Annotated in this window: 20 protein-coding genes; 9 read left to right on the top strand and 11 right to left on the bottom strand. The window is 71.7% G+C overall.

What is annotated here, in order from left to right; genetic code table 11:
* Positions 1-6 precede the first annotated feature (6 nt).
* The 5 genes from OG870_RS15015 to OG870_RS14995 all read right to left on the bottom strand — a co-directional run bounded on the left by OG870_RS15015 (position 7) and on the right by OG870_RS14995 (position 5,695).
* Positions 7-807, bottom strand: coding sequence for an SDR family NAD(P)-dependent oxidoreductase (locus OG870_RS15015; protein WP_266584807.1), 801 nt, complete (start codon positions 805-807; stop codon positions 7-9).
* Between the two features lie 69 nt (positions 808-876).
* Entirely contained in the window at positions 877-1,461 is a 585-nt protein-coding gene (locus OG870_RS15010) for a TetR/AcrR family transcriptional regulator (RefSeq protein WP_266513932.1), read from the bottom strand.
* Between the two features lie 78 nt (positions 1,462-1,539).
* The gene (gene nirD, locus OG870_RS15005; RefSeq protein WP_266513929.1) at positions 1,540-1,890 is read right to left on the bottom strand and encodes a nitrite reductase small subunit NirD; all 351 of its coding nucleotides are present in this window, start codon (positions 1,888-1,890) and stop codon (positions 1,540-1,542) included.
* The gene (nirB, locus tag OG870_RS15000) at positions 1,887-4,481 is read right to left on the bottom strand and encodes a nitrite reductase large subunit NirB (RefSeq protein ID WP_327690969.1); all 2,595 of its coding nucleotides are present in this window, start codon (positions 4,479-4,481) and stop codon (positions 1,887-1,889) included. The genes nirD and nirB overlap by 4 nt, the downstream gene beginning before the upstream one ends.
* Positions 4,481-5,695, bottom strand: a complete 1,215-nt coding sequence (locus OG870_RS14995) for an NAD(P)/FAD-dependent oxidoreductase (RefSeq protein WP_266513925.1) — start codon at positions 5,693-5,695, stop codon at positions 4,481-4,483. Before OG870_RS14995 ends, nirB begins: the two co-directional genes overlap by 1 nt.
* A gap of 204 nt (positions 5,696-5,899) precedes the next feature.
* Between OG870_RS14995 and OG870_RS14990 the strand changes: the two genes are divergently transcribed.
* Together OG870_RS14990 and cpt are read left to right on the top strand one after the other, a co-directional pair.
* On the top strand, positions 5,900-6,682 hold the full coding sequence (locus tag OG870_RS14990) for a sulfite exporter TauE/SafE family protein (protein ID WP_266584811.1): 783 nt from the start codon (positions 5,900-5,902) through the stop codon (positions 6,680-6,682).
* Positions 6,683-6,697: 15 nt separating this feature from the next.
* Positions 6,698-7,231, top strand: coding sequence for a chloramphenicol phosphotransferase CPT (cpt, locus tag OG870_RS14985; protein ID WP_266513920.1), 534 nt, complete (start codon positions 6,698-6,700; stop codon positions 7,229-7,231).
* A 150-nt stretch (positions 7,232-7,381) separates the two neighbouring features.
* Here the strand turns inward: cpt and OG870_RS14980 are convergent, their stop codons facing one another.
* Both OG870_RS14980 and OG870_RS14975 read right to left on the bottom strand, forming a co-directional pair.
* Positions 7,382-8,005 (bottom strand): class F sortase, encoded by a 624-nt coding sequence (locus tag OG870_RS14980; RefSeq protein ID WP_266513917.1) that lies wholly within the window; start codon positions 8,003-8,005, stop codon positions 7,382-7,384.
* A 135-nt stretch (positions 8,006-8,140) separates the two neighbouring features.
* On the bottom strand, positions 8,141-8,683 hold the full coding sequence (locus OG870_RS14975; protein WP_266513914.1) for a hypothetical protein: 543 nt from the start codon (positions 8,681-8,683) through the stop codon (positions 8,141-8,143).
* A gap of 279 nt (positions 8,684-8,962) precedes the next feature.
* On the opposite strand from OG870_RS14975, the gene OG870_RS14970 reads away from it, so the two are divergent.
* Complete coding sequence (locus tag OG870_RS14970; protein WP_266584819.1) at positions 8,963-9,592, top strand: NADPH-dependent FMN reductase; 630 nt, start codon at positions 8,963-8,965, stop codon at positions 9,590-9,592.
* A 40-nt stretch (positions 9,593-9,632) separates the two neighbouring features.
* Here the strand turns inward: OG870_RS14970 and OG870_RS14965 are convergent, their stop codons facing one another.
* Together OG870_RS14965 and OG870_RS14960 are read right to left on the bottom strand one after the other, a co-directional pair.
* Positions 9,633-10,532, bottom strand: a complete 900-nt coding sequence (locus tag OG870_RS14965; protein ID WP_327690968.1) for an aminoglycoside phosphotransferase family protein — start codon at positions 10,530-10,532, stop codon at positions 9,633-9,635.
* Positions 10,533-10,633: 101 nt separating this feature from the next.
* Positions 10,634-12,286, bottom strand: coding sequence for a M4 family metallopeptidase (locus tag OG870_RS14960; RefSeq protein WP_327690967.1), 1,653 nt, complete (start codon positions 12,284-12,286; stop codon positions 10,634-10,636).
* Positions 12,287-12,437: 151 nt separating this feature from the next.
* On the opposite strand from OG870_RS14960, the gene OG870_RS14955 reads away from it, so the two are divergent.
* A complete protein-coding gene (locus OG870_RS14955; protein WP_327690966.1) occupies positions 12,438-12,848 on the top strand; it encodes a gamma-glutamylcyclotransferase family protein in 411 nt (136 codons plus the stop codon).
* Between the two features lie 30 nt (positions 12,849-12,878).
* Here the strand turns inward: OG870_RS14955 and OG870_RS14950 are convergent, their stop codons facing one another.
* Both OG870_RS14950 and OG870_RS14945 read right to left on the bottom strand, forming a co-directional pair.
* Positions 12,879-15,161: a molybdopterin oxidoreductase family protein gene (locus OG870_RS14950; protein WP_327690964.1), complete on the bottom strand. Its 2,283-nt coding sequence runs from the start codon at positions 15,159-15,161 to the stop codon at positions 12,879-12,881.
* A 114-nt stretch (positions 15,162-15,275) separates the two neighbouring features.
* Positions 15,276-15,962: a SanA/YdcF family protein gene (locus OG870_RS14945; RefSeq protein ID WP_266513896.1), complete on the bottom strand. Its 687-nt coding sequence runs from the start codon at positions 15,960-15,962 to the stop codon at positions 15,276-15,278.
* A 322-nt stretch (positions 15,963-16,284) separates the two neighbouring features.
* Between OG870_RS14945 and OG870_RS14940 the strand changes: the two genes are divergently transcribed.
* The 5 genes from OG870_RS14940 (at position 16,285) to OG870_RS14920 (ending at position 23,569) form a co-directional block, all read left to right on the top strand.
* Positions 16,285-17,118, top strand: coding sequence for a sirohydrochlorin chelatase (locus OG870_RS14940; RefSeq protein ID WP_327692309.1), 834 nt, complete (start codon positions 16,285-16,287; stop codon positions 17,116-17,118).
* Between the two features lie 60 nt (positions 17,119-17,178).
* The gene (locus OG870_RS14935) at positions 17,179-18,438 is read left to right on the top strand and encodes a deoxyguanosinetriphosphate triphosphohydrolase (protein ID WP_266584826.1); all 1,260 of its coding nucleotides are present in this window, start codon (positions 17,179-17,181) and stop codon (positions 18,436-18,438) included.
* Between the two features lie 135 nt (positions 18,439-18,573).
* Positions 18,574-19,839 carry an NAD(P)/FAD-dependent oxidoreductase gene (locus OG870_RS14930; RefSeq protein WP_266513891.1) on the top strand — a complete coding sequence of 422 codons (1,266 nt, stop codon included), beginning with the start codon at positions 18,574-18,576 and terminating at the stop codon, positions 19,837-19,839.
* Positions 19,840-19,868: 29 nt separating this feature from the next.
* On the top strand, positions 19,869-21,767 hold the full coding sequence (gene dnaG, locus OG870_RS14925) for a DNA primase (RefSeq protein WP_266513888.1): 1,899 nt from the start codon (positions 19,869-19,871) through the stop codon (positions 21,765-21,767).
* Between the two features lie 500 nt (positions 21,768-22,267).
* Entirely contained in the window at positions 22,268-23,569 is a 1,302-nt protein-coding gene (locus OG870_RS14920) for an RNA polymerase sigma factor (RefSeq protein ID WP_266513885.1), read from the top strand.
* The last annotated feature ends 17 nt before the right edge of the window (positions 23,570-23,586 follow it).

Below are 23,586 nucleotides of genomic sequence, written 5' to 3'. Positions count from 1 at the left end.
GAGCGGTCAGGCCGTGGCGCCGCTGTCCACCACCAGGTCCGTGCCGACCACCGACGCCGCGTCGTCCGAGGCCAGGTAGAGGACGGCGGCGGCCACCTCCTGGGTGGCCGAGACGCGGCCGAGGGGCAGCGTGGCCGCGGCCCGCTCCGCGCGCTCGGCCTCCGTCTCCCCGGCGCGCAGCGACATGGGGGTGGCGGTGGCGCCGGGGCTGACCGCGTTGATCCGGACGCCCTCGCGGATGTGGTCGAGGGCGGCGCCCCTGGTCAGGGCTGATACGGCGGCCTTGGTCGCGGCGTAGGCGGCGGCGCCCGGGACGCGCGTGTGCGCGCCGAGGTTGGACGCGATGTTCACGATCGCGCCGCCCGACGGCTGGGTGCGCATCTGGTGGATCTGGGCGCGGAGAGCCAGGAAGACGCCGGTGAGGTTGGTGTCGAGCTGGGTGTGCCAGTCGGCCTCGGGGAGGTCGGCCAGCGGGCCGCCGCCCCGGAACACGCCCGCGTTGTTGACGGCCACGTCGAGGGAGCCGAAGCGGTCCACCGCGGCCCGCACCAGGGCTTCGGTTCCGGCGGCCTCGGACACGTCGGCGGTGACCGCGAGGGCCTTGCCTCCCTGCTCCTCGATCAGCCGGACCGTCTCGTCGAGCGGTTCCCGGCGGCGTCCGGCCACGACGACCTGTGCTCCCTCCGCCGCGAACGCGAGCGCGACCGCCCGTCCGATGCCGGAGCCGGCACCGGTGACGAGCACGGTCCGGTCGGTGAAACGACTGGTCCTGATACCCGTCGTGGTCCTGGTCATCGGCCTGGTCATGGTCCCCCCTATTTTGACTGATCGGTTCAGAATGGCGACATGCGAAAAGGCGCCGCCCGTCCTTTGGGCTCAGTTCAGCAGTGCCAGCGCCTGTTCCGCCGCGTCCCGGACCCGGGCCGGATCGGCGGAGGCCTTGCCGACCACCCGCAGGCCCTGCATCAGCACCAGCAGCATGCGGGCGAGGGTCAGCGGGTCGCGGTCGGCCGGCAGCTCGTCCTGTGCCTGTGCGCGCACCAGTGCCGAGTGCAGCACGGTCTCCAGTTGGTCCCAGTTGCGCTCCACGCTCCGCTTGGCCACCGGGTCGTGCGGAGCCAGTTCGCTCGCGGTGTTCGTCACCAGGCAGCCGTTCAGGCGCAGTTGCTCGTCGGCCGCCTCGGCGGCGTAGCGCCGTACGACCGCTCGTACGGCGGGCAGGGCGGGGCCAGGCTGGGACAGTTCCCGCACGATCGGCGGGAGCCCTGCCCGGTCGTAGCGCTCCAGCGCCCTGAGGTACAGCTCGTGTTTGCTGCCGAAGGTCGCGTAGATGCTGGCGCGTCCGATGCCGAGGTGGTTCACCAGGTCGGACATCGACGTCGCCTCGTAGCCGCGCTGCCAGAACAGCTCCAGGGCTGCCTGCAGCGCGGCATCCGGATCGAACTCCTTGGTCCTGGCCACGGGCTGCAGCCTAGATTCAATGAGAACGATCGGTCAAGAAATGGGCAGGCCGCGACATGCATGGCCAGGACGAGAGGGTCAGCTGGTTCGTACCTCGTACGTCGCCACCCGTACCGACTCGTCGTCCAGGCACTCTCCGGAAGCCAGGTCGAACCGCTGCTTGAGCAGAGGCGAGGCGACGAAGGGGCGGCCCTGGTGGGTGCCGGTCAGGCCGCGGGAGAGGACCGCCGCGCCACCGAAGGGGTCGCGGTTGTCGATGGCGTAGACCTTGCCGCCGCGGTCGCGGAAGAGGGCGGCCTGGCGGCCGTCGGGCAGAAGCGCGGCCACGCCTCGGCCGGGGTTCAGCTGGGTGAGGTCGCAGACCGTCAACCAGCCCTCCTCCAGCTGGAGTTGGATCTTGAGTTCGGTCGTCTCGGGTGCCAGGGTCATCGCTGGGCGCTTCCTTCCAGGGGACGGTGGCCGATGGTGAGCAGCGGCAGGTCGGGCTTGATCTGGTCGCGCTCCGGGACGAAGCCGACGACCGGGTCGGGGGTGTCGGGCGCGTTCACGAAGGACACGAACCGGGCGAGCTTCTCGGGGTTGTTGATGGTGGTGGCCCACTCGTCGGCGTAGTTCGCCACGTGGTCCGCCATCAGGGACTCCAGCTCCTCGCAGATGCCGAGGGAGTCCTCCACCACCACGTCACGCACGTGGTCCAGGCCGCCGGGGGTGCGCTCCAGCCAGGTCGAGGTGCGCTCCAGACGGTCGGCGGTGCGGATGTAGAACATCAGGAACCGGTCGATGAGGCGGACCAGTTCGGCGTCGGTGAGGTCCTGCGCGAGCAGGTCCGCGTGGCGGGGGGTCGCGCCGCCGTTGCCGCCGACGTACAGGTTCCAGCCGCCTACGGTGGCGATGACGCCGAAGTCCTTCGACTGGGCCTCGGCGCACTCGCGGGCGCAGCCGGAGACCGCCGACTTGAGCTTGTGCGGGGAGCGCAGGCCCCGGTAGCGCAGCTCCAGGTCGATCGCCATGCGCACGGAGTCCTGGACGCCGTAGCGGCACCAGGTCTGTCCCACGCAGGACTTCACCGTGCGCAGCGCCTTGCCGTAGGCGTGGCCGGACTCGAAGCCGGCGTCCACCAACCGCATCCAGATCAACGGGAGTTGCTCCACCCGTGCGCCGAACATGTCGATCCGTTGGCCGCCGGTGATCTTCGTGTAGAGGCCGAAGTCGCGGGCGATCTCGCCGATCACGATCAGGCCCTCGGGGGTGATCTCACCGCCGGGGATGCGCGGCACGACCGAGTACGAGCCGTTCTTCTGCAGGTTCGCCAGGAAGTGGTCGTTGCTGTCCTGGAGGGCCGCCTGTTCGCCGTCCAGGACATAGCCGCTCGCGCCGATCGTCGGGGCGAGGGAGGCGATGATCGAGCCGACCGCGGGCTTGCAGACCTCGCAGCCGTCACCGCCCTTGGCGTCGTCGCGGCCGTAGCGGTCCAGCAGGTCCTGGAAGGTGTTGATGCGCAGGGCGAGGACGACCTCGTAGAGCTCCTCGCGGGTCTGCGCGAAGCAGCCGCACAGGCCCTTGTCGACCTCGACGCCGCTCGCCTCCAGCTCGGCGGTGACCAGCTGGCCGAGGACCTTGACGCAACTGCCGCAGCCCGTACCGGCCTTGGTGCACTTCTTCACCTCGGGCACCGTGGTGCAGGAGTGCTCCGTCACCGCGCCGCGGATGGTGCCCTTGCTGACGTTGTGGCAGGAGCAGATGATCGCCTCGTCCGGCAGCGCGGACGGGCCGAGCTGGACGGACTCGCCGGCGCCGGCGGGCAGCACCAGCGACTCGGGCGAGACCGGCGGAACGGAGCCGGTGAACGCCCTCAGCGTGCCGTAGGCGTCCGCGTCGCCGACCAGGATGCCGCCGAGCAGCGTCCCGTCGCGGCCGATGACCAGCTTCTTGTACAGGCCCGCGCGGGAGTCGGAGTAGACGACGTCCAGACAGTCCTCGGTGGTGCCGTGTGCGTCGCCGAAGGACGCCACGTCAACGCCGAGCAGCTTCAGCTTGGTCGACAGGTCGGCGCCCACGAAGGCGGCTTCGTCGGAGGCGATGGTCGCCGCCACCGTCTCCGCCTGCTCGTAACCGGGCGCCACCAGGCCGTACACCCGGCCGTCGGAGGCCAGCGCGCACTCGCCGATCGCGAAGACGTGCGGGTCGGCGACCGTACGGCACTGCTCGTCGACCGTGATGCCGCCGCGCTCGCCGACCGTCAGGCCGCAGTCGCGGGCCAGCTGGTCGCGGGGGCGGACACCGGCGCTGAACACCACCAGGTCGGTGGCGAGTTCGGAACCGTCGGAGAGCTTCATACCGGTGACGGCACCGGCCTCGTCGACCACGATCTCCTGCGTGCCCACACCGGTGTGGACGGACAGGCCCATGTCCTCGATGGTGCGCAGAAGAGCGGCGCCGCCGCCCTCGTCGACCTGCACGGGCATCAGGCGCGGCGCGAACTCCACGATGTGGGAGGTGAGTCCGAGCCCCTTCAGCGCACCGGCCGCCTCCAGACCGAGCAGACCGCCGCCGACCACGGCACCGGTGGTGCGGGTCTTGGCGTACTCCTCGATGGCGAGCAGGTCCTCGATGGTGCGGTAGACGAAGCAGCCCTCGGCGTCCTTGTTCGGGACGGGCGGTACGAAGGGGTACGAGCCGGTGGCGAGGACGAGGGTGTCGTACTCGAAGACCTGGCCGGACCTGGCGGTGACCTTCTTCGCCTCGCGGTCGACCGTCTCGGCCGGGTCGCCGACGTACAGCTCGATGCCGTGGTCGTTGATGAACTCCATGTCGGTCATGGAGAGTTCCTCGGGTGACCTGCCCGAGAAGTACGAGGTGAGGGCGACGCGGTCGTAGGCGGGACGCGGCTCCTCGCACAGGACGACCACGCGGTGCGTGGCGGTCAGGCCGCGTTCGGCGAGCGCTTCGAGGAAGCGCTGGCCGACCATGCCGTGGCCGACGAGCACGATTGTGGGGGTGGCCCCCAGGGTGGCGGTCATCAGGAGCCTCCATCGTTGGTGAGCAGGTGGAGCAGTGGACCGTCGTCGGGGAGCGGCTCTGCTCCCTCCCAGGCGCGGGCGAGCGCGCCGACGGTGCCGAGTTCGCCGACGAGGACTCCGCCGACCAGGCGGTCGTCGCGGACGACGACCTTGCGGTAGGTGCCGCGGGTGGCGTCCGTCAACTGGACGACGTCGTCCCCGGGACGCGGCTCCGTCTCGCCGAACGCGGCGAGGTCGAAGGGTGAGTTCGGTCCGGCGAGCGTGAGCCGGGTCAGCGAACGGGTGCCGGTGTACCGGGCGTTCGAGCGCCCGGCGATCAACTCGGCGAGGATCTCGGCTTGTTCGAGCGCCGGAGTGGCGAGCCCGTACACGGTGCCGTCGTGCTGCACGCAGTCGCCGATCGCCCGGATGTGCGGGTCGGAGGTGCGCAGTTCGTCGTCGACGACGATCCCCTTGCGCACCTCAAGGCCCGCGGTCTGCGCGAGACCCAGCCTCGGGTGGACACCGCAGGCCAGGACCACGAGGTCGGCGTCGAGCGCGTATCCGTCGTGCATCTCGACCGAGCGGACCACACCGCCGACGCAGCGCACGTCACGGACGCGGGTCTCGGTGTGGACCTCGACGCCGAGGTCCCCCAGGTGCCGCTTCACCAGCTTCGAGGCGCTCGGGTCGAGCTGACGCTCCATGAGTCGCTCGCCCTGCTGGGCGAGGACGACCTGCGCGCCGCGCTGGGCGAGCGCGCGGGCCGCGGACACGCCGAGGAGCCCGCCGCCGATGACGACGGCCTTCACGCCCGGCCGCACGGCCTTGGACAGGCCGAGGCAGTCGTCCATCGTGCGGAACGCGTGCACACCCTCGGGCAGCGCGTGGTCCGCGGTGAACAGGCCGCGCAGGGGCGGGAGTACCGGGTTCGAGCCGGTGGCCAGAACCAGCGTGTCGTATGCGATCTTCGAGCCGTCCGCGAGGTGTACGGCTCGCACCTCGCGGTCGATGCCCGTGACCCGGCCGCGCGTCAGTTCCGCCGGGGACGGCAGCGCGATCACCTCGGGGCTGTATCGCCCGGCCAGCACCTCGGCGAGGAGCACCCGGTTGTACGGGCGGTGCTCCTCCTCGCCGACGAGCGTCACGGGCGTGCCGAGCTCACCGAGCCGCCGGGCGAGACGGACGCCCGCGAGGCCGGCGCCGATCACCACCACACGCGTATTCGAGGTCATGTCCAGGAGCGTGCGGTGCGGGTGTTACCCGGCAGCATCACCTCTGTTTCCCGCGAGGAACGCTGCCCTCTTCCGGAGTCCGCGGCGGGTGTGAGGGTTCCGCGGTCATGCCGGGGGCGGGGTGTGAGGTGGACGAGGGCGGCCCACCGGGGCCGTACCCACCTGCATGGACAGTGCAGGTATCCCGTCCATAGGGTCGCGATCATGCCCGAGATATCGCTGACCATGCTCGCCGTACTGTGCCTGACCGCCCTGGCGGCCGGCTGGATCGACGCGGTGGTCGGCGGCGGGGGACTGCTGCTCCTGCCGGTCCTCCTCCTCGGCCTGCCCGCCGGCACTCCCGCCGCCAGTGCACTCGGCACCAACAAGGCGGTCGCCATCGTCGGCACGTCGGGCGCGGCGGTGACCTACGCCCGCAAGACCCCCGTGGACGTCCGCCTGGCCGTACGCATCGGCCTGGCGGCCCTCGCCGGTTCCTCCGCCGGCGCCTTCTTCGCGGCCGGTATGAGCACGGACGTGCTCAAGCCCGTGATCATGGTGGTGCTGCTCGTGGTCGCCGCGTTCGTGATCCTGCGCCCCGCCTTCGGCACGGCCCCCGCGACCGGCCCCGCCACCCGCCGCCGGATCCTCTGCGCGATCGCCCTCGCGGGCCTCGGCATCGGCTTCTACGACGGTTTCATCGGGCCCGGCACCGGCACGTTCCTCGTGCTGGCCCTCACCGCGGTCCTCCACCTCGACCTGGTGACCGCCTCCGCCACCGCCAAGATCGTCAACTGCTGCACCAACGCGGGCGCCCTCGCGATGTTCGCCTGGCAGGGCACGGTGCTGTGGCGGCTCGCGGCCCTCATGGCCGTGTTCAACCTGGTGGGCGGCACCCTCGGTGCACACACGGCGCTGAAGAAGGGCAGCGGCTTCGTGCGGGTCGTGCTGCTGACGGTGGTGTTCGCGCTGGTGGCGAATATTGCGTACGAGCAGTGGGTCGCCTGACGTTACGGTGACCCGATGGCGACTCAGGTGATCGTGGTCAACGGCGGCTCCAGTTCCGGCAAGACCGGGATCGTGCGGTGCCTGCAGGCCGTTCTGCCCGAGCCGTGGCTGGCCTTCGGGGTCGACTCGCTGATCGAGGCGATGCCGGGGGAGGACACGGGCATCGAGTTCGCCCCGGACGGCGGGGTGAGCGTCGGCCCCGAGTACATGGCCCTGGAATCGGCGTGGGCGACCGGGATCGCCGCGATGGTCCGGGCCGGCGCCCGGGTGATCATCGACGACGTCTTCCTCGGCGGAGCGGCGACCCAGGAGCGCTGGCGCAAGGTCCTGGACGGCCTGGACGTGCTCTGGGTCGCTGTCCGGTGCGAGGCGGCGGTCGCCGCCGGCCGTGAGATCGCCCGCGGCGACCGGGTGCGCGGAATGGCCGAGCGGCAGGCGGAGCTGGTCCACCGGGGCGTCCTGTACGACGTGGAGGTGGACACCGCGCGCGCGGAGTCGCTGGAATGCGCACGGACCATCACGCAGGCCGTGCTCAACGGCTCCCGGTGAGGTACCGCGAACGTGACCGTGGTGCCCTGGCAGCCGGTGAGGCGTCAGGCTCCTGCGGCGCGGGTGGCCGGCCGGGGTTGGGTTCGTGTCGGTCTGAGTGGCGGGCGGAGCCGGTCCGGTCCGGTCGGTCCGGTCCGGCCCGGCCCGGTCTCAGCGGCTCCCCGTGAGGTGAGCGAAGACGACCACGTTCCCCTCGTAGCCGGTCGACCGTGAGTACCCCCCGCCGCAGGTGATCACCCGCAGCTCGGGCCGGTCCGCGGCGCCGTACACCTTCTCGTCGGGGAAGTGCTCGGCGTCGTACACCTCGACCGCGTCCACCGAGAACAGCGCCGCGCTCCCGTCGCGCCGGTCCACCTCGATGCGGCTGCCCTTCTTCAGGGCGCCGAGGTCGTAGAAGACGGCGGGGCCGTCGGCGTTGTCGACATGGCCGGCGACGATCGCGGTGCCCTGCTCGCCGGGGGTGGTGCCGGCCTCGTACCAGCCGGCGAGGTTCTTCTTCGCGGCGGGCGGCACGTCGAGACTGCCGGCCCTGGTGAGGGCGAGGCCCATGAGGGGTGCGTTCACCCGGATCGACGGGATGCGGATCCGGTCGGGCGGGGACGGCGGCAGCGCGGGCGCGACGAGAGGTTCGCCGCCCTGGCCGGTACGGGCCGCCTGCGCGGCGGACGGCTGCGGCGGGGCGTTCGTCCCCGCGCCACCGCCGAGCAGCCAGGCGCCCGAGCACAGGGCCACGACCGTGACGGTGCCTATCGCGGCATTGCTGATTCTGCGCACGCGAGCCTCTTGCCTGGGGAGCGGGTGGACCCTGGTGGAGCGGGTGGGCCCGTTCCCCCTCCGGGCCGCGAGGGGCGTCGGACCCGGAGGGGGCGGGACATGCGGTACCGGCCGACGGACAGCGGAGGGTGTCCGTCAGATCCCGTCGCCTCTCGCCCGGCGATGCAGGAGCCAGGTACCGCCCGCGGCGGCGACGGCGAGAGCCGCCACGCCGGCCGCGGTCTGCACGGGATCGGGGCCCAGAGCGCCGCCGACCCCCGTCTTCACACTTCCCCGGGGCTCCTGCCCGCGTGCCGCGGTCAGTGTCACCACCAGGTCGCCCTTGAGCTGCCGGTCGCCCTCGGCGCAGTTGGCGACGATCTCGTACGTCCCCGGCTGCGCGCTCGGCGGCACCCGGAACTGCCCGATCGCCTCGCCCTCGTGCGTGCTCGGCGCCAGCGTGAAGGCACCGGCCCCCACCGCGCCGGCGTCGCCCGCCGCCGTGCCGTTCTCGCAGTCCCCGGTGGTCACCGTGACCTCGCCGCCCGGCACGACCGACGACGGAAGGACCTCCAGGGAGCCGCTGCTGCTGCCGCCGCTCCCGCTGCCGCCGTCGTCCGCGTACGCGGGCGCGGCCACGAAGCCCGCGGCCGCGACGGCGAGCGCGGTCCCGGTCAGCAGACGGGCGGTACGTCGCATCGGTGCTCCTTCGAGCTCTCTTCGGTGTCCTCTGCCCTTCCGAGGTAAGTGGCAGCGGCGCGAACGCGCTTCCTGAAGGAGTGTCAGAAATGTGGTGAATGGGTGTCAGATCAGCGCGCGGTAGGGGTGCTCGGACGGACTTCCCGCAGGTCATCGGCGTGGGACGGGGGCTGCGCGGAAGAGAACCCGAAGGGCGCAGTGCGCGCGTGTGAACGGGTGACCCGGCGATCACGCCCCGGACTTGACCTCAAGAAAGGTTGAGGTACGAGGCTGGGGCGCATGCAGACCACAGACGCACCCCACACCGCCCACGCACCCCTCGGCGACGCACCTCTCAGCGACACACCCCTCGCAGTCACCCTCGTCATCGGCAGCAACCGCCACGGACGGTTCGGCCCCGTCGTCGCCGACTGGCTCCTGCACCACCTGCGCGACCACGACGACCTTGCCGTCGAGGTCGTGGACGTCGCCGAGGCGGACCTCCCCACGACATTCGCCCCGTCCCCCGAGGCGAGCACGGCCCTCGCCTCCGTCACGCCGAAGCTCGCGGCAGCGGACGCGTACGTGGTCCTCACCCCCGAGTACAACCACTCCTACCCGGCCGGCCTCAAGAACCTCATCGACTGGCACTTCACCGAATGGCGCGCCAAGCCCGTCGCCCTCGTCTCCTACGGCGGCCTCGCGGGCGGTCTGCGTGCCGTGGAACACCTCCGCCAGGTCTTCGCCGAACTCCACGCGGTGACGATCCGGGACACGGTGTCGTTCCACAACGCCGGCTCGTCCTTCACCGACGGCCACCTCGACGACCCGTCCGCCCCGGACGCCGCGGCGAAGGCGATGCTGGACCAACTGGTGTGGTGGGGGCGGGGGTTGAGGGAGGCGCGGGAGAGGCGGCCGTACAGCGGCTAGGCCCGTGTCCCCGGCCGGCGGTGGCGTGCCGCGTGCTGCGTCAGTACCCCCGAAGTACCTCGGACACCGTGCGCCGGGCCACCGCCGCCAGTGCCGGGTGCCTTCCGCCGCGGTAGTAGTGATCCGCCATGAGCCCGAAGCACAGGGCCCAGCCTCGCCCGCGTGCCCAGGTCGCGTCGTCGACGTCGCACGTCTCGCGGAACAGGTCGCGGGTGGCGGAGTCGAAGACGGTCCACGCGGCCATCGTGTCGCATGCGGGGTCGCCGACGCCGAGGCTGCCGAAGTCGATGACGGCGGTGAGGCGGCCGTGCGCCGTCAGCAGGTTGCCGGGGAGCAGGTCGCCGTGCAGCCAGACCGGGGCGCCGTCCCACTGGGGGAGGCCGAGGGTCTCGCCCCAGGCCGCCGTGGCGCGGGCCGTGTCAAGGGTGCCGTCCGTGCCGAGGTCTCGGATGGCGGTGCGGACGGCGTCGTCGTGGCGGGCGACCGGGCCGCCCCGGAAGGACGGCGGCCCGCCCGTGGCGTCCAGCTGTCGCAGCGCAGCCACGAACCAGCCCAACTCCCGTGCGGCGACGGCCGGTTCGGCGATCGGAGCGTCGTACGCGTTGTCGCCGTCCAACCAGCGGTACACGCCCCACGACGACGCGTACCCGGCGCCGGGTGCGCCCTTCGCGAGCGGTGTCGGGACGGCGAGCGGAAGGTGCGGGGCCAGCCGCGGCACCCAGTGATGCCCGTCGTCGATCTGCCGGCCCCCGCGGGACCGCCGCGGCAGCCGTACGACCATGTCGTCGCCGAGGCGGTACATGGCGTTGTCGGTTCCGGAGGACAGCACCTGCGTGACCGGCAACCCGGCCCACCGCGGAAACTGCTTCGTGACCAGCCGGGAGACCAGCGCCGCGTCGATGTCGAGCTCGTCGGCGTGAATCTTCGCGGTGGACGGCATACGGCTCCCGGGGTGCGGACGGACAGGGGCAGCGGAGCCTAGCCAGGCCCAGGACGCCGCTGCCACCGTATTTCCGCACCCCGATGGCCGTGCACGGTCGGTCAGTTCACATTGACCGCACTCCAGGCCGCCCCCACCGCGTCGTACTCCGGACTCCCGGCCCCGTACAGATCCTTCGCCGCGTTGAGCGTCGCCGTGCGCGCACCCGCGTAGTCCGTGGACGACGTCATGTAGACGGTCAGCGCCCGGTACCAGATCCGGCCCAGCTTCTCCCGTCCGATCCCCGTCACCGTCTTGCCGTTGGACGTGGGGGAGTTGTAGCTGACGCCGTTGATGGTCTTCGCGCCGCTGCCCTCGGCCAGGAGGTACGCGAAGTGGTTCGCGACGCCCGACGAGTAGTGGACGTCCAGCTTGCCGACCGAGCTGCTCCAGTAGTCCGCCGACACCCCGTCCTTGGACGGCTTGTCCATGAACCGCAGGGCCTCGGCGCCGAAGCCGGAGCGGACGACCTTCTCGCCGATCAGGTAGTCGCCGGGGTCGGAGGAGTTGTTCGCGTACCACTCCACCAGCGTGCCGAGGATGTCGGACGTCGCCTCGTTCAGGCCGCCGGACTCCCCGGAGTAGGTCAGCGCCGCGGTCTTGGAGGTGACGCCGTGCGTCATCTCGTGGCCGGCCACGTCCAGACCCACCAGCGGTCCGAGCGTCGTACCGTCACCGTCCCCGTACGTCATGCAGAAGCAGCTGTCGTCCCAGAAGGCGTTGTTGTACTTGTTGCCGTAGTGGACGCGGTTGTACGAACCCTTGCCGTCGTCCGCGATGCCGTTGCGGCCGAACTCGTTCTTGTAGAAGTCCCAGGTCACGTCGGTGCCGTACTGCGCGTCCACGGCGGCGGACGCACGGTCGGAACTCGTCCCGGTGCCCCAGTGGTTGTCCGCGTCGGTGAACACCGTCGACGGGGCGCGGCTGACGCAGATGGTGGTCAGCAGGCACAGGTCGGACTGGTTGGCCGCGTCGCCCGTGTAGGTGTTCCCGCGGGTCGGGTCCTTGAGCTGGTACGTCGATCCCGACAGCGTCGTCCGCAGCGGCACCGTGCCGCTGTACAGCGACTTGCCGTCACCCGTCGCCGTCTCGATGTCGTCCCAGGCGTCGATCTGCGCGCCGGTGCGGGCGTTGGTGATGACGGTGCGGGAGACCGGGTTGCCGAGGGAGTCCCGCGCCACGACGCTCGTCCGCCAGGCCAGCTTGGGCGCCCCGTGCAGGGCGTCGACGACCAGCTGTGGCTTGGCCGTCAGCTTCTTCAGCGTCTCGCCGAGATTGACCGCGCGCAGGGCGTTCGCCGCGAGGTCGGCGGCCTTCGGCGCGGATATGGAGGGGACGATCGAGGCGAGGGATATCTTGCTCCGCGTCGCCCGGTTCGCGCTGTGGAACGCCCCGTCCGGCTTCAGATGGACGACGAAGTCGCCGCCCAGAACCGGAAGTTGACGGTACGTCCGGTCGTATCGCACATGCTGGGTGCCGTCCCGGTCGACGACGACGTCCCGCACCTTCGTGCCCTCGTCGGTGGTGAGCTGGAGGCTCGCGGCGTGCTTCAGGAGTGCCGACGCCGCGTTCTCGATCGCGCCCGCCCTTGTCGGTTCGTCGGCCGCGACGGCGGTGGGGGAGAGGGTGGCGGCCAGCAGGGTGGCGGCTGTTGCGGCCACACCGGCGGCGGCGAGGCGACGGGAGCCCCGGACGTCGATACGTATCCGACTCATCGATCTCCTCGAAAAGGCGCCCGCGGGCGCATGGGGGCACGACGCTGGTGTCGACCAGGAATCGCGGGTGTTGACCAAGATTTAAGGGGTCATGACAGAGCGAGGTCCATAGCGCGGACGAGGAGGTATGTGTGGAGAGAGAATCGTTTTTGTGACTCTCCCGTTCTTCGTCTACGGCACCCTCCTCCCCGGCGAGGTCAACCACGACCTGTTCCTGCGCGGCCGCACCCGGTCCGAGGAGCCGGGGCGGCTGCACGGCGCGGTGCTGTACGACGGGCCCGGCTATCCGTACGCCGTCGAGGAGCGGGGCGGGACCGTGTACGGCGGGCTCGTGACCGCGCTGCCCGGGGAGTACGAGGAGCTGCTCGTCGCCCTCGACCGGCTGGAGGAGTACGCCGCCGCGGACCCGCGCAGCCTCTACGAGCGCGTCGAGCGCGAGGTGATCCGCGACGCCGCGGGCCCGCCCGTACGCGCGTGGGTGTACGTGGCCGCACCCGCCGTCGCCGCACGGCTGCGCGCCCGCGGAAAGCTGATCGAGAGCGGGGACTGGCGGGTCAGGTAGGCGTGCGCGGTGCGCCGTGCGCCGGACCGGCTAGGCGCGCACGGTCTCCAGGCGCACCGCGCACGACTTGAACTCCGGCATGCGCGAGGTCGGGTCGAGGGCCGGGTTGGTCAGGGTGTTGGCGCGGCCCTCGCCGGGCCAGTGGAATGGCATGAAGACGGTGTCCGGGCGGATCGCGGTGGTGATCCGGGCGGGTGCGACGGCCCGGCCCCGACGGGACACCACCGCCACCGGATCGCCCTCCGCCGCCCCGAGGCGCGCCGCCAGCCGCGGGTGCAGTTCCACGAACGGGCCCGGCGCGGCGGCGTTCAGCTCGGCCACGCGGCGGGTCTGGGCGCCGGACTGGTACTGGGCGACGACCCGGCCGGTCGTCAGCAGCACCGGGTACTCGTCGTCCGGCTCCTCGGCGGACGGCCGGTGCGTGACGGCGACGAACCGGGCCCGGCCGTCCGGGGTGGCGAAACGGTCGAGGAAGAGGCGGGGAGTGCCGGGGTGGGGGCCCTCGGAGACGCCGGTCTCGAACCGGCCTGTTCCGGCTTCGGGCGTGTCTGTCGCGGGTGTGCCTGTCCGGGCTTCGGCTGTGTCTGTGCGGGCCTCGGGCGTGCCCGACCCGGTTGCGGCCGCCCCGCCCTCGGACGGGCCCGTCCCGGAGGCGCCCGTCCCAGCCTCGGGCGGCGCGCCCGTCACCGGCGCGCCCGTCCCCGCCTCGCCCGCCGGGCAAGGCCAGAACACCCCGTTCTCCTCGGCGAGTCTGCGGTAGGTGATCCCGGAGTAGTCGGCCGGGCCGCCCGCGCTGGCCCGTCGCAGCTCCTCGAAGACCTCCTCCGGGTCGGTCGGGAAGCCCTTCTCCACACCGAGCCGGCCGGCCAGCTCGTGCATGACCTCCAGGTCGCTCCGGATGCCTTCGGGCGGGGAGAGCGCACGCCGGCGCAGCAGCACCCTGCCCTCCAGGCTGGTCGTCGTGCCGGACTCCTCGGCCCACTGCGTGACCGGGAGGACGACGTCCGCGAGGGCGGCGGTCTCCGACAGGACGACGTCACACACCACCAGGAAGTCGAGCGACCTGAAGCGCTCCTCGATGTGAGCCGCGTGCGGTGCCGACACCACCGGGTTCGACCCCATCAGCAGCAGGGACTTGATGTCCGTCCCCATGGCGTCCAGCAACTCGTACGCACTGCGGCCCGGTCCCGGCAGGCTGTCCGGGTCCACGCCCCACACCTCGGCCACATGCCGCCGTGCCGCGGGATCGTCCAGCTTGCGGTAGCCGGGCAACTGGTCGGCCTTCTGGCCGTGTTCGCGTCCGCCCTGCCCGTTGCCCTGCCCGGTCAGACAGCCGTAGCCGCTCAACGGGCGTCCCGCGCGGCCGGTCGCCAGGCACAGGTTGATCCATGCGCCGACCGTGTCCGTGCCCTTGGACTGCTGCTCGGGTCCCCGCGCGGTCAGCACCATCGCGGCCTCCGGCTCACAGAACAGCCGTACGGCTTCCCGGAGTTGCGGAACGGACACCCCCGTGATCCGTTCCACGTACTCCGGCCAGTGCGCCATCGCCGCGGCCCGCGCGTCCTCCCAGCCGGCCGTACGCTCCTGGACGTACTCCTCGTCCACCCGGCCCTCGGCGACGACCAGGTGCAGCAGGCCGAGCGCCAGCGCGAGATCAGTGCCGGGCCGCGGTGCCAGGTGCAGGTCGGCCTGCTCGGCGGTCTTCGTCCGGCGCGGGTCCACGACGATCAACGTGCCGCCGTTCTCCCGCAGTTCGCTGAAGAAGCGCAAGGCCGGCGGCATGGTCTCGGCGAGATTGGAGCCCACCAGGATCACACAGCCCGTCTTCGGGATGTCCTCCAGCGGGAAGGGCAGCCCGCGGTCGAGCCCGAACGCCTTCGTCCCCGCGGCCGCCGCCGACGACATGCAGAAGCGGCCGTTGTAGTCGATCTGCGAGGTGCCGAGCACCACCCGCGCGAACTTGCCGAGCGTGTACGCCTTCTCGTTCGTGAGGCCGCCCCCGCCGAAGACACCGACCGCGTCCGGGCCGTGTTCCGTACGAGTGCCGTGCAGTCCCGCGGCGATCCGGTCCAGCGCCTCGTCCCAGGTGGCGGGCGTCAGCGTGCCCTCGGAGCGCACCAACGGGGAGGTCAGGCGCACCCGGGACGAGAGCAGGGCCGGCGCGGTGCGGCCCTTGCCGCACAGCGCACCCCGGTTCACCGGGAAGTCCGCGCGCTCGCTCACCTCGACCGTGCCCTCCGGCGCGGGCGTCAGGTTCATTCCGCACTGCAGGGCGCAGTACGGGCAGTGGGTGGGCGTCGCGGAGGTCTGCATGCCCTTCAGCGTGCTTCGGCCGTGTTACGTCCGGGAGGGCAGCTTGTTACGCGGGCAAGACGGCGGCCTCCCCGCGCGGGCCCCGACGGAGTGAGGCACGCGCTGCTCCGGCCGTCAGCGGGCGTCGGCGAGCGCCTTCGTCACCCCTGACTCCTTCGGCCCGAGGAACCGGGGGTCCGGGTGGAAGACCGCGTCCAGGGCCGCCTTGCCCGCCGCGAAGATCTCGCGGGTGCCGCCGTAGTACCAGGTCCTGTCGTGCTTGGCATCGACCCCGACGCCGTACGACTCGATGCCCGCCGCCTGACACAGTGCGACCGCCCGCCGGATGTGGAAGCCCTGGCTGATCAGTACGGCCCTGTCGACACCGAAGATCTTCCGGGCCCGGACGCAGGAGTCCCAGGTGTCGAAGCCGGCGTAGTCGCTGACGATCCGGGAGTCGGGGACGCCGTGCTTCGTCAGGTACAGGCGCATGGCGTCGGGTTCGTCGTAGTCGTGGCGGCTGTTGTCGCCGGTGACGAGGACGACCTCGACCCGGTCCTCGCGATACAGCTTGGCCGCCGCGTCGAGACGGTGCGCCAGATAGGGGGAGGGTTCGCCTTCCCAGAGGCCGGCGCCGAAGACGACGGCGACCTCGGTGCGGGGCGCGTCGGCCGTCGTACGCAGCCGGTCACCCGTGACGACGTACATCCAGGTCGACGGCAGCAGCGCGAGCACGCACCCGGCCATCACGGCCTGCACCAGCCTCCGCCGCCCGGCGCGCGTGCGGGGCAGGCGCGGTCTGCGCAGCTTGGGTCGACGCATCGGACGGTCCCCTCCCGGTCGGCCCCCCGGCGGGCCCTTTCGACAGTCTGAGACGCCCTGTCAGGCCGGACGGTTCGGCACGTGATACGTGACCAGGTTCACTCCGAGATGGGAAACTGCAGGTCACGTCGCCTCACACACCCCACACACCCCGCGGTGAACTGCCGGAAAACGCCCGTCATTCTCGTGCAACGGCGTGGCAACCTCGCGCCGCCACCATCGGTCCATGACGCCGTCGAACCCTCCTCGCGACGAGTCCGTGTCCAAGCCCGATGCGGCCCAGCCACTCCCGGCGGCCCACCTCGACAGTACGGCGCACCTCATGAACCGGATCAGCAGCCAGCTCGCCAGCCAGCTCAGCCTCGTCTCCCTCAACGGCAGGCGGCGCCCCGGCCCTCCCGCGCTCGTCGTCGTGGCGCACGGCAGCCGCGACCCGCGCGCCCTGAGCACCGTCCGCACGCTCCTGGACCGCGTCCGCGAGCAGCGCCCCGGCCTTCCGGTCCACCTGGGCCACATCGAGCTGAACGAACCCCTGCTGCCCGACACGCTCGCCGGCCTGGGCACCGGCGAGGCGGTCCTCGTCCCCCTGCTCCTCGGCCGCGGCTACCACGTCAAGCAGGACATCCCGGAGATGGCGGCCGCGGCCGAGGCACGCACGCGCGTGGCCGCCCCGCTCGGTCCGCACCCCCTCCTCGTGGAGACCCTGGCCGAGCGTCTGGTCGAGGCCGGCTGGCGCACCCGTATGGACGACAGGACCCGCCGGGTGAGCGCCGTGGTCCTCGCCGCGGCCGGCTCCCGGGACCCGGAGTCCAAGGTCGACACCAACCGCACGGCCCACCTGCTGTCCCAATGCCTGGGCGTCCCGGTGGTCCCCGCCTACGCCACCACAGCCGCCCCGCGGGTCCCGGACGCGATCCGCGCCCTGACCGCGAGCGGCCGCCACCGGGTGGCCGTCGCCTCGTACTTCACGGCCCCCGGCCGGTTCGCCACGGAGTGCGCCCAGGCGGCCCCGTGGATCGCCTCGGCCCCCCTGGGCACGCATCCCGCGATGGCCGAGCTGGTCCTCCACCGCTACGACCAGGCATTGTCGACGCAGGCGCCGATCACCAACCTCAGGGGCGCGACCAGCCCCACACAACCCGCACTCGCCGGATGACAGCACAGCGCTCGGCAGATGCATGGGTGGATTGTCAGTCCGTGCCCTTACTGTCGAGTCATGCCGTACGACCCGTCCTCAACCGAACGCTGGGCCCCAGAGCCTGACAAACGCCCCGGCCGCACCGCCTTCCAGCGGGACCGGGCGCGCATCCTGCACTCCTCGGCGCTGAGAAGGCTCGCAGGCAAGACCCAGGTCGTCACCCCAGGCACCCGCAGCCAGGTGTGGGACGCCAGCCCCCGCACCCGCCTCACCCACTCCCTGGAGTGCGCCCAGGTCGGCCGGGAGCTGGGCGCGGCCCTCGGCTGCGACCCCGACCTCGTGGAAGCCGCCTGCCTCTCCCACGACCTCGGCCATCCCCCCTTCGGCCACAACGGCGAACAGGCGCTCAACGAATTCGCGGAGGACTGCGGCGGCTTCGAGGGCAACGCCCAGTCCCTGAGACTCCTCACCCGCATCGAGCCCAAACGCTTCACCGACCACGGCTCCCGCCCCGTCGGCCTCAACCTCACCCGCGCCGCCCTCGACGCCGCCACCAAGTACCCCTGGTCCCGGGGCGCCCACCCCACCGACCCCGGCTCCCGGAAGTTCGGCGTCTACGAGGACGACCGCCCGGTCTTCGACTGGGTCCGCAAGGAGGCCCCCGACACCCGCACCACCTTCGAGGCCCAGGTCATGGACTGGTCGGACGACGTGGCGTACTCGGTGCACGACGTCGAGGACGGCCTGCACGCCGGCCACATCGACCCCAACTGCCTGCACGCCGAACCCGAACGGCAGGCGGTCTTCGAGGTCGCCGTCGGCCGCTACGTCCCCGCGGACACCGACCCCGCCGAACTCGCCGCCGCCCTGGACCGCCTCCAGGACGAGGACTGGTGGCCGCACGGCTACGACGGTTCCGCGGCCGCCCAGGCCCGCCTCAAGGACGCCACCAGCCAGCTCATCGGCCGCTTCTGCCTCGCCGCCGAGACCGCCACACGCGCGGCGTACGGCACCGGCCGGCTCACCCGATACGGCGCCGAACTCGTCGTACCGCACGAGACCCGGCTGGAGTGCGCGGTCCTCAAGGCGGTCGCCGACCGGTACGTCATGCAGCGCGCCGAGCAGGAGCGGCTGCGGGCCGACCAGCGGATCGTGGTCGCCGAGCTGGCCGAGGCACTCACCGTCCGTGCCCCGGACGGCCTCGACCCCCAGTTCCGCGCCCTGTTCGACCAGGCCCCCGACGACCGCGCCCGCAAGCGCGTGATCGTCGACCAGATCGCCTCCCTCACCGACGCCTCGGCCCGCTCGCTTCACGCGCGTCTGACGGGGCATCTGTGAGACTGACGGGAGGCGGGTGACGCCAAACGAGCCCGAATGTGACCCTCCGTGGCCTGATCGGGCCACTACCTCTTCCCCCATCACGCTCCGTGCGGGACGCTCGCATGTGGCGGCATCATTACGAGGAGGCATCAAGTGGTCGACGCGGATCAGACATTCATCATCGTCGGAGGCGGCCTCGCCGGCGCTAAGGCGGCCGAGGCGCTCCGAGCGGAGGGCTTCAGCGGCCGCGTGATACTGATCTGCGACGAACGCGACCACCCGTACGAGCGCCCGCCGCTGTCCAAGGGCTATCTGCTGGGCAAGGAGGAGCGCGACAGCGTCTTCGTCCACGAACCGGCCTGGTACGCGCGCAACGACATCGAGCTGCACCTCGGCGAGACCGTGGAGGCCATCGACCGCGAGGCGAAGACCGTCCGCTTCGGCGGGGACGGCACGCTCGTCCGCTACGACAAGCTGCTGCTCGCGACCGGTGCCGAGCCCCGCCGCCTCGACATCCCCGGGACCGACCTCGCGGGCGTCCACCACCTGCGCCGCCTCGCCCACGCCGAGCGGCTCAAGGGCGTACTGGCCGCCCTCGGCCGGGACAACGGCCACATCGTGATCGCCGGGGCCGGCTGGATCGGCCTGGAGGTCGCGGCGGCGGCCCGCGAGTACGGCGCCGAGGTCACCGTCGTCGAGCCCCTGGCGACGCCGCTGCACGCGGTCCTCGGCCCCGAGCTCGGCAACCTCTTCGCCGAGCTGCACCGCGAGCACGGCGTCCGCTTCCACTTCGGCGCGCGGCTGACGGAGATCGTCGGCCAGGACGGCATGGTCCTCGCCGCCCGCACCGACGACGGCGAGGAACACCCCGCCCACGACGTCCTCGCGGCGATCGGCGCGGCCCCCCGCATCGGCCTCGCGGAGGCGGCGGGCCTGGAGATCGCCGACCGGCGGTACGGCGGCGGCGTGGTGGTCGACGAGCGGCTGCGCACCTCCGACCCCGACATCTACGCGGCCGGTGACGTCGTGTCCTTCCCGCACGCCCTCTTCGACACCCGGCTGCGCGTCGAGCACTGGGCCAACGCGCTGAACGGCGGACCGGCGGCGGCGCGCGCGATGCTCGGCCAGGACGTCACCTACGACCGCGTGCCCTATTTCTTCTCCGACCAGTACGACCTCGGGATGGAGTACTCCGGCTGGGCGCCCCCGGGCTCCTACGACGAAGTGGTGATCCGGGGGGACGCCGGGAAGCGTGAGTTCATCGCCTTCTGGGTCAAGGAGGGCCGAGTGCTGGCCGGGATGAACGTGAACGTGTGGGACGTCACAGAACCCATCCAGCGGCTGATTCGCTCAAGGACACAGGTGGACACGGAGGCACTGGCGGACCCGCACGTTCCGCTCGAAAACCTCGTCCCTTAGATGTCGGACCATCACCGTAGAATTCACGCGTGGCAGGACGGATCAACGACGAGGACGTGAAGGCGGTACGGGACGCGGTCCCGATCGACGCCGTGGTGTCCGAGTACCTCCAGCTGCGCAACGCGGGCGGTGGCAACCTCAAGGGCCTGTGCCCCTTCCACGACGAGAAGTCGCCGTCCTTCCAGGTCAGCCCGAGCAAGGGACTCTTCCACTGCTTCGGCTGCCAGGAGGGTGGCGACACCATCACGTTCGTGATGAAGGTCGACCACCTCACCTTCTCGGAGTCGGTCGAGCGCCTGGCCGCGCAGGCCGGCATCACCCTCCGCTATGAGGAGGGCGGCTACAACCCCGCTCACCAGCGCGGCGAGCGCATCCGCCTGGTCGAGGCCCACAAGATCGCCGCCCAGTGGTACGTCGAACAGCTCGCGACCAGCCCCGAGGCCGACACCGGCCGCAAGTTCCTCGCCGAGCGCGGCTTCGACCAGTCCGCCGCCGAGCACTTCTCCGTCGGCTACAGCCCCCAGGGCTGGGACCACCTCACCCGCTACCTGCGCGGCAAGGGCTTCACCGACAAGGAACTCCTCCTCTCCGGCCTCTCCCAGGAGGGCCGCCGCGGCCCCATCGACCGCTTCCGCGGCCGTCTGATGTGGCCGATCCGCGACATCGGCGGCGAGGTCGTCGGCTTCGGTGCCCGCAAGCTGTACGAGGCGGACAACGGCCCCAAGTACCTCAACACGCCCGACACGGCGATCTACAAGAAGTCCCAGGTCCTGTACGGCATCGACCTTGCGAAGAAGGACATCGCCAAGGCCAGCCGCGCGGTCGTGGTCGAGGGCTACACCGATGTCATGGCCTGCCACCTGGCCGGCGTCACGACCGCCATCGCGACCTGCGGCACGGCCTTCGGCGGCGACCACATCAAGATCCTCCGCCGGCTGCTGATGGACAACGGCTCGGCCCGGGTGATCTTCACCTTCGACGGCGACGCGGCCGGCCAGAAGGCGGCCCTGCGCGCCTTCGAGGACGACCAGAAGTTCGCCGCCGAGACGTACATCGCGATCGCCCCCGACGGTATGGACCCCTGCGAGCTGCGCCTGGCGAAGGGCGACGAGGCGGTCGCGGACCTGACCGAACCCCGCACGCCGCTCTTCGAGTTCGCGCTCCGCCAGATCGTCGTCCGCTACGACCTCGACACCCCCGCCGGCCGGGCGGCGGCCCTGGACGAGGCGGCCCCGATCGTCGCCCGTATCAAGAACAGCGGCGCCCAGCACGAGGTCGCCGTCCAGCTCGCCGGCATGCTCGGCATCCTCGACACCCAGTTCGTCGTCAAGCGCGTGGCCCAGCTGGCCCGTTGGGCCCGCGACCGCGGCGGCAGGGGACCGGCGCCGGCCCGGGGCCCGCAGTCGTACGACGCCGCCCCCCGCCCCCTGACCTCCGGCCCGGCCCTCAACCTCCGCAACCCCGTCTACGCCACCGAACGCGAACTCCTCAAACTCGCCCTCCAGCGCCCCGAGTTGGTCTCCCCCGCCTTCGACGCGTACGGCGCGGACGAGTTCACCGCCGCGCCCTACGCCGCCGTACGCGAGGCGATCATGGAGGCGGGCGGTGTGGAGTACGGCGTCCAGGACGCGCAGGACTACCTGGTCCGCGTCCGCGAGGCGGCACCGGACGACGCGGTGCGCGCGATGGTCACGGAGCTGGCCGTCGAGGCGATCATGCGCCGCACGGTCGACGACAACTACGCGGGCGAGCAGCTCGTCACCGTCCGCCGCCGCGCCGTGGAGCGCCGCGTCCGCGACGTCCAGAGCACCTTCACCCGCCTCGGCACCCAAAGCGACCCGGCCCAACTGGCCGCCGTACAGAACGAGTTGTGGGTGCTCCAGCAGTACGACCAGGCGCTACGGGCGCACGGGGCCGCCGCCCTCTAGGCCCTGTCGTCACATTCCCGTCTGCCTCGCGACGCCATGCACGCTCCCCCACTGCCTTAAGGGCGTGGGAGGTGCCCCCACTCGCCGCACCGGGCGCAGACCCGAGTACGTCCAGTACGAGGGTCCACGCCCGGCACTCCCCCAGCCTCCGGCCGGGGGGACCCCCACAGCACGCACCTGACGCCGCGAGGCCGCCCTCCGGGCGACGGGAATTTGACGACAGGGCCTAGGGACGTCATGCCGCCGCCTCGCGGGCCGGAGCCGATTCGACCGCGCGGGCCGGGGAACCCGACAGGGTGAGCAAAGGCTGATGGCGCACCGCCGCCCACCGCCGCCCACCGCCGCCCACCGGCGCAACGAGTGCGGCGATCGTGCCAGATCAGGCGGTGCGCGGACATCCGGGTTTTTTGTGACGGTAACCACCCGGTCACAGCCCGATTGCAAAAAGTCACCGCACGCCCCTCGTGGCGGCGATGTGTCGTACTCCACACTGGGTTCCGGTGCCTGAGTCCTCGGAGCGCGGCCGATCCGTCCCACACGGGTCCCACAACCCCGCGGCTGCGCTCATCGCGTACGGGACGGACAGCGGCGAGGCCGTCGACTCCGCTCCCGAAGCAGCGCTGCCGCACACCTCAGCAGCGATCATCCTGGAGGTCGCCCCCGTGCAGACCCAGACCCTCACCGAGACCGACAACAGTACGGACGGCACGGAGCCGGACGCCGAGACCGATCCTCTCGTCGCGGTACCCCCGCAGACCCGTGTCGCGCACCACCCCGAGGCGGAGCCCGAGAGCCCGCCCGAGCCGGCCGAACCGCCCGCAGAGGCGCTGGAGACCGCCGAGGACCCCGAGCCGGTGGCACCGCCGCGGGCCCGCGCGGCCGACACCGCGGGACCGTCCTCGGACCTGTTCCGCCAGTACCTGCGCGAGATCGGCCGCATCCCCCTGCTGACCGCGGCCGAGGAGGTCGACCTCGCGCGCCGCGTCGAGGCCGGCCTGTTCGCCGAGGAGAGGCTCGGCACGGCACCCGACCTGGACAGCCAGCTCGCGCTCGACCTGGACCGGCTCGTCGTCATGGGCCGCATGGCCAAGCGCCGCCTCATCGAGGCGAATCTGCGGCTCGTGGTGTCCGTGGCCAAGCGGTACGTCGGCCGCGGGCTGACCATGCTCGACCTCGTCCAGGAAGGAAACCTGGGCCTGATCCGCGCCGTCGAGAAGTTCGACTACGCCCGCGGCTACAAGTTCTCCACCTACGCCACCTGGTGGATCCGCCAGGCCATGTCCCGGGCCCTCGCCGACCAGGCCCGGACCATCCGAGTCCCGGTCCACGTCGTCGAGTTGATCAACCGGGTCGTCCGCGTCCAGCGCCGCATGCTGCAGGAACGCGGCTACGAGCCGACGCCGGAAGAAGTCGCCGACCACCTCGAACTGCCGCCGGAGCGCGTCAGCGAGGTCCTCCGCCTGGCCCAGGAACCCGTCTCCCTGCACGCCCCGGTGGGCGAGGAGGACGACGTGGCCCTCGGCGACCTGATCGAGGACGGCGACGCCACCTCCCCCGTCGAGTCGGCGGCCTTCATGCTCCTTCGTGAGCACCTGGAGGCGGTGCTGTCGACGCTGGGGGAGCGGGAGCGGAAGGTCGTACAGCTGCGGTACGGGCTCGTCGACGGCCGCCCGCGCACGCTGGAGGAGATCGGCCGCATCTTCGGCGTCACGCGGGAACGGATACGGCAGATCGAGTCCAAGACGCTCAACAAGCTGCGCGATCACGCCTTCGCGGACCAGCTGAGGGGATACCTGGACTGAGAAGGGGCCGCTCACAC

This window comes from Streptomyces sp. NBC_00461 (genome assembly GCF_036013935.1).
GTDB lineage: Bacteria > Actinomycetota > Actinomycetes > Streptomycetales > Streptomycetaceae > Streptomyces.
Note: the sequence above shows the minus strand (reverse complement) of the source record. Positions and strands in the feature narration are given on the sequence as shown.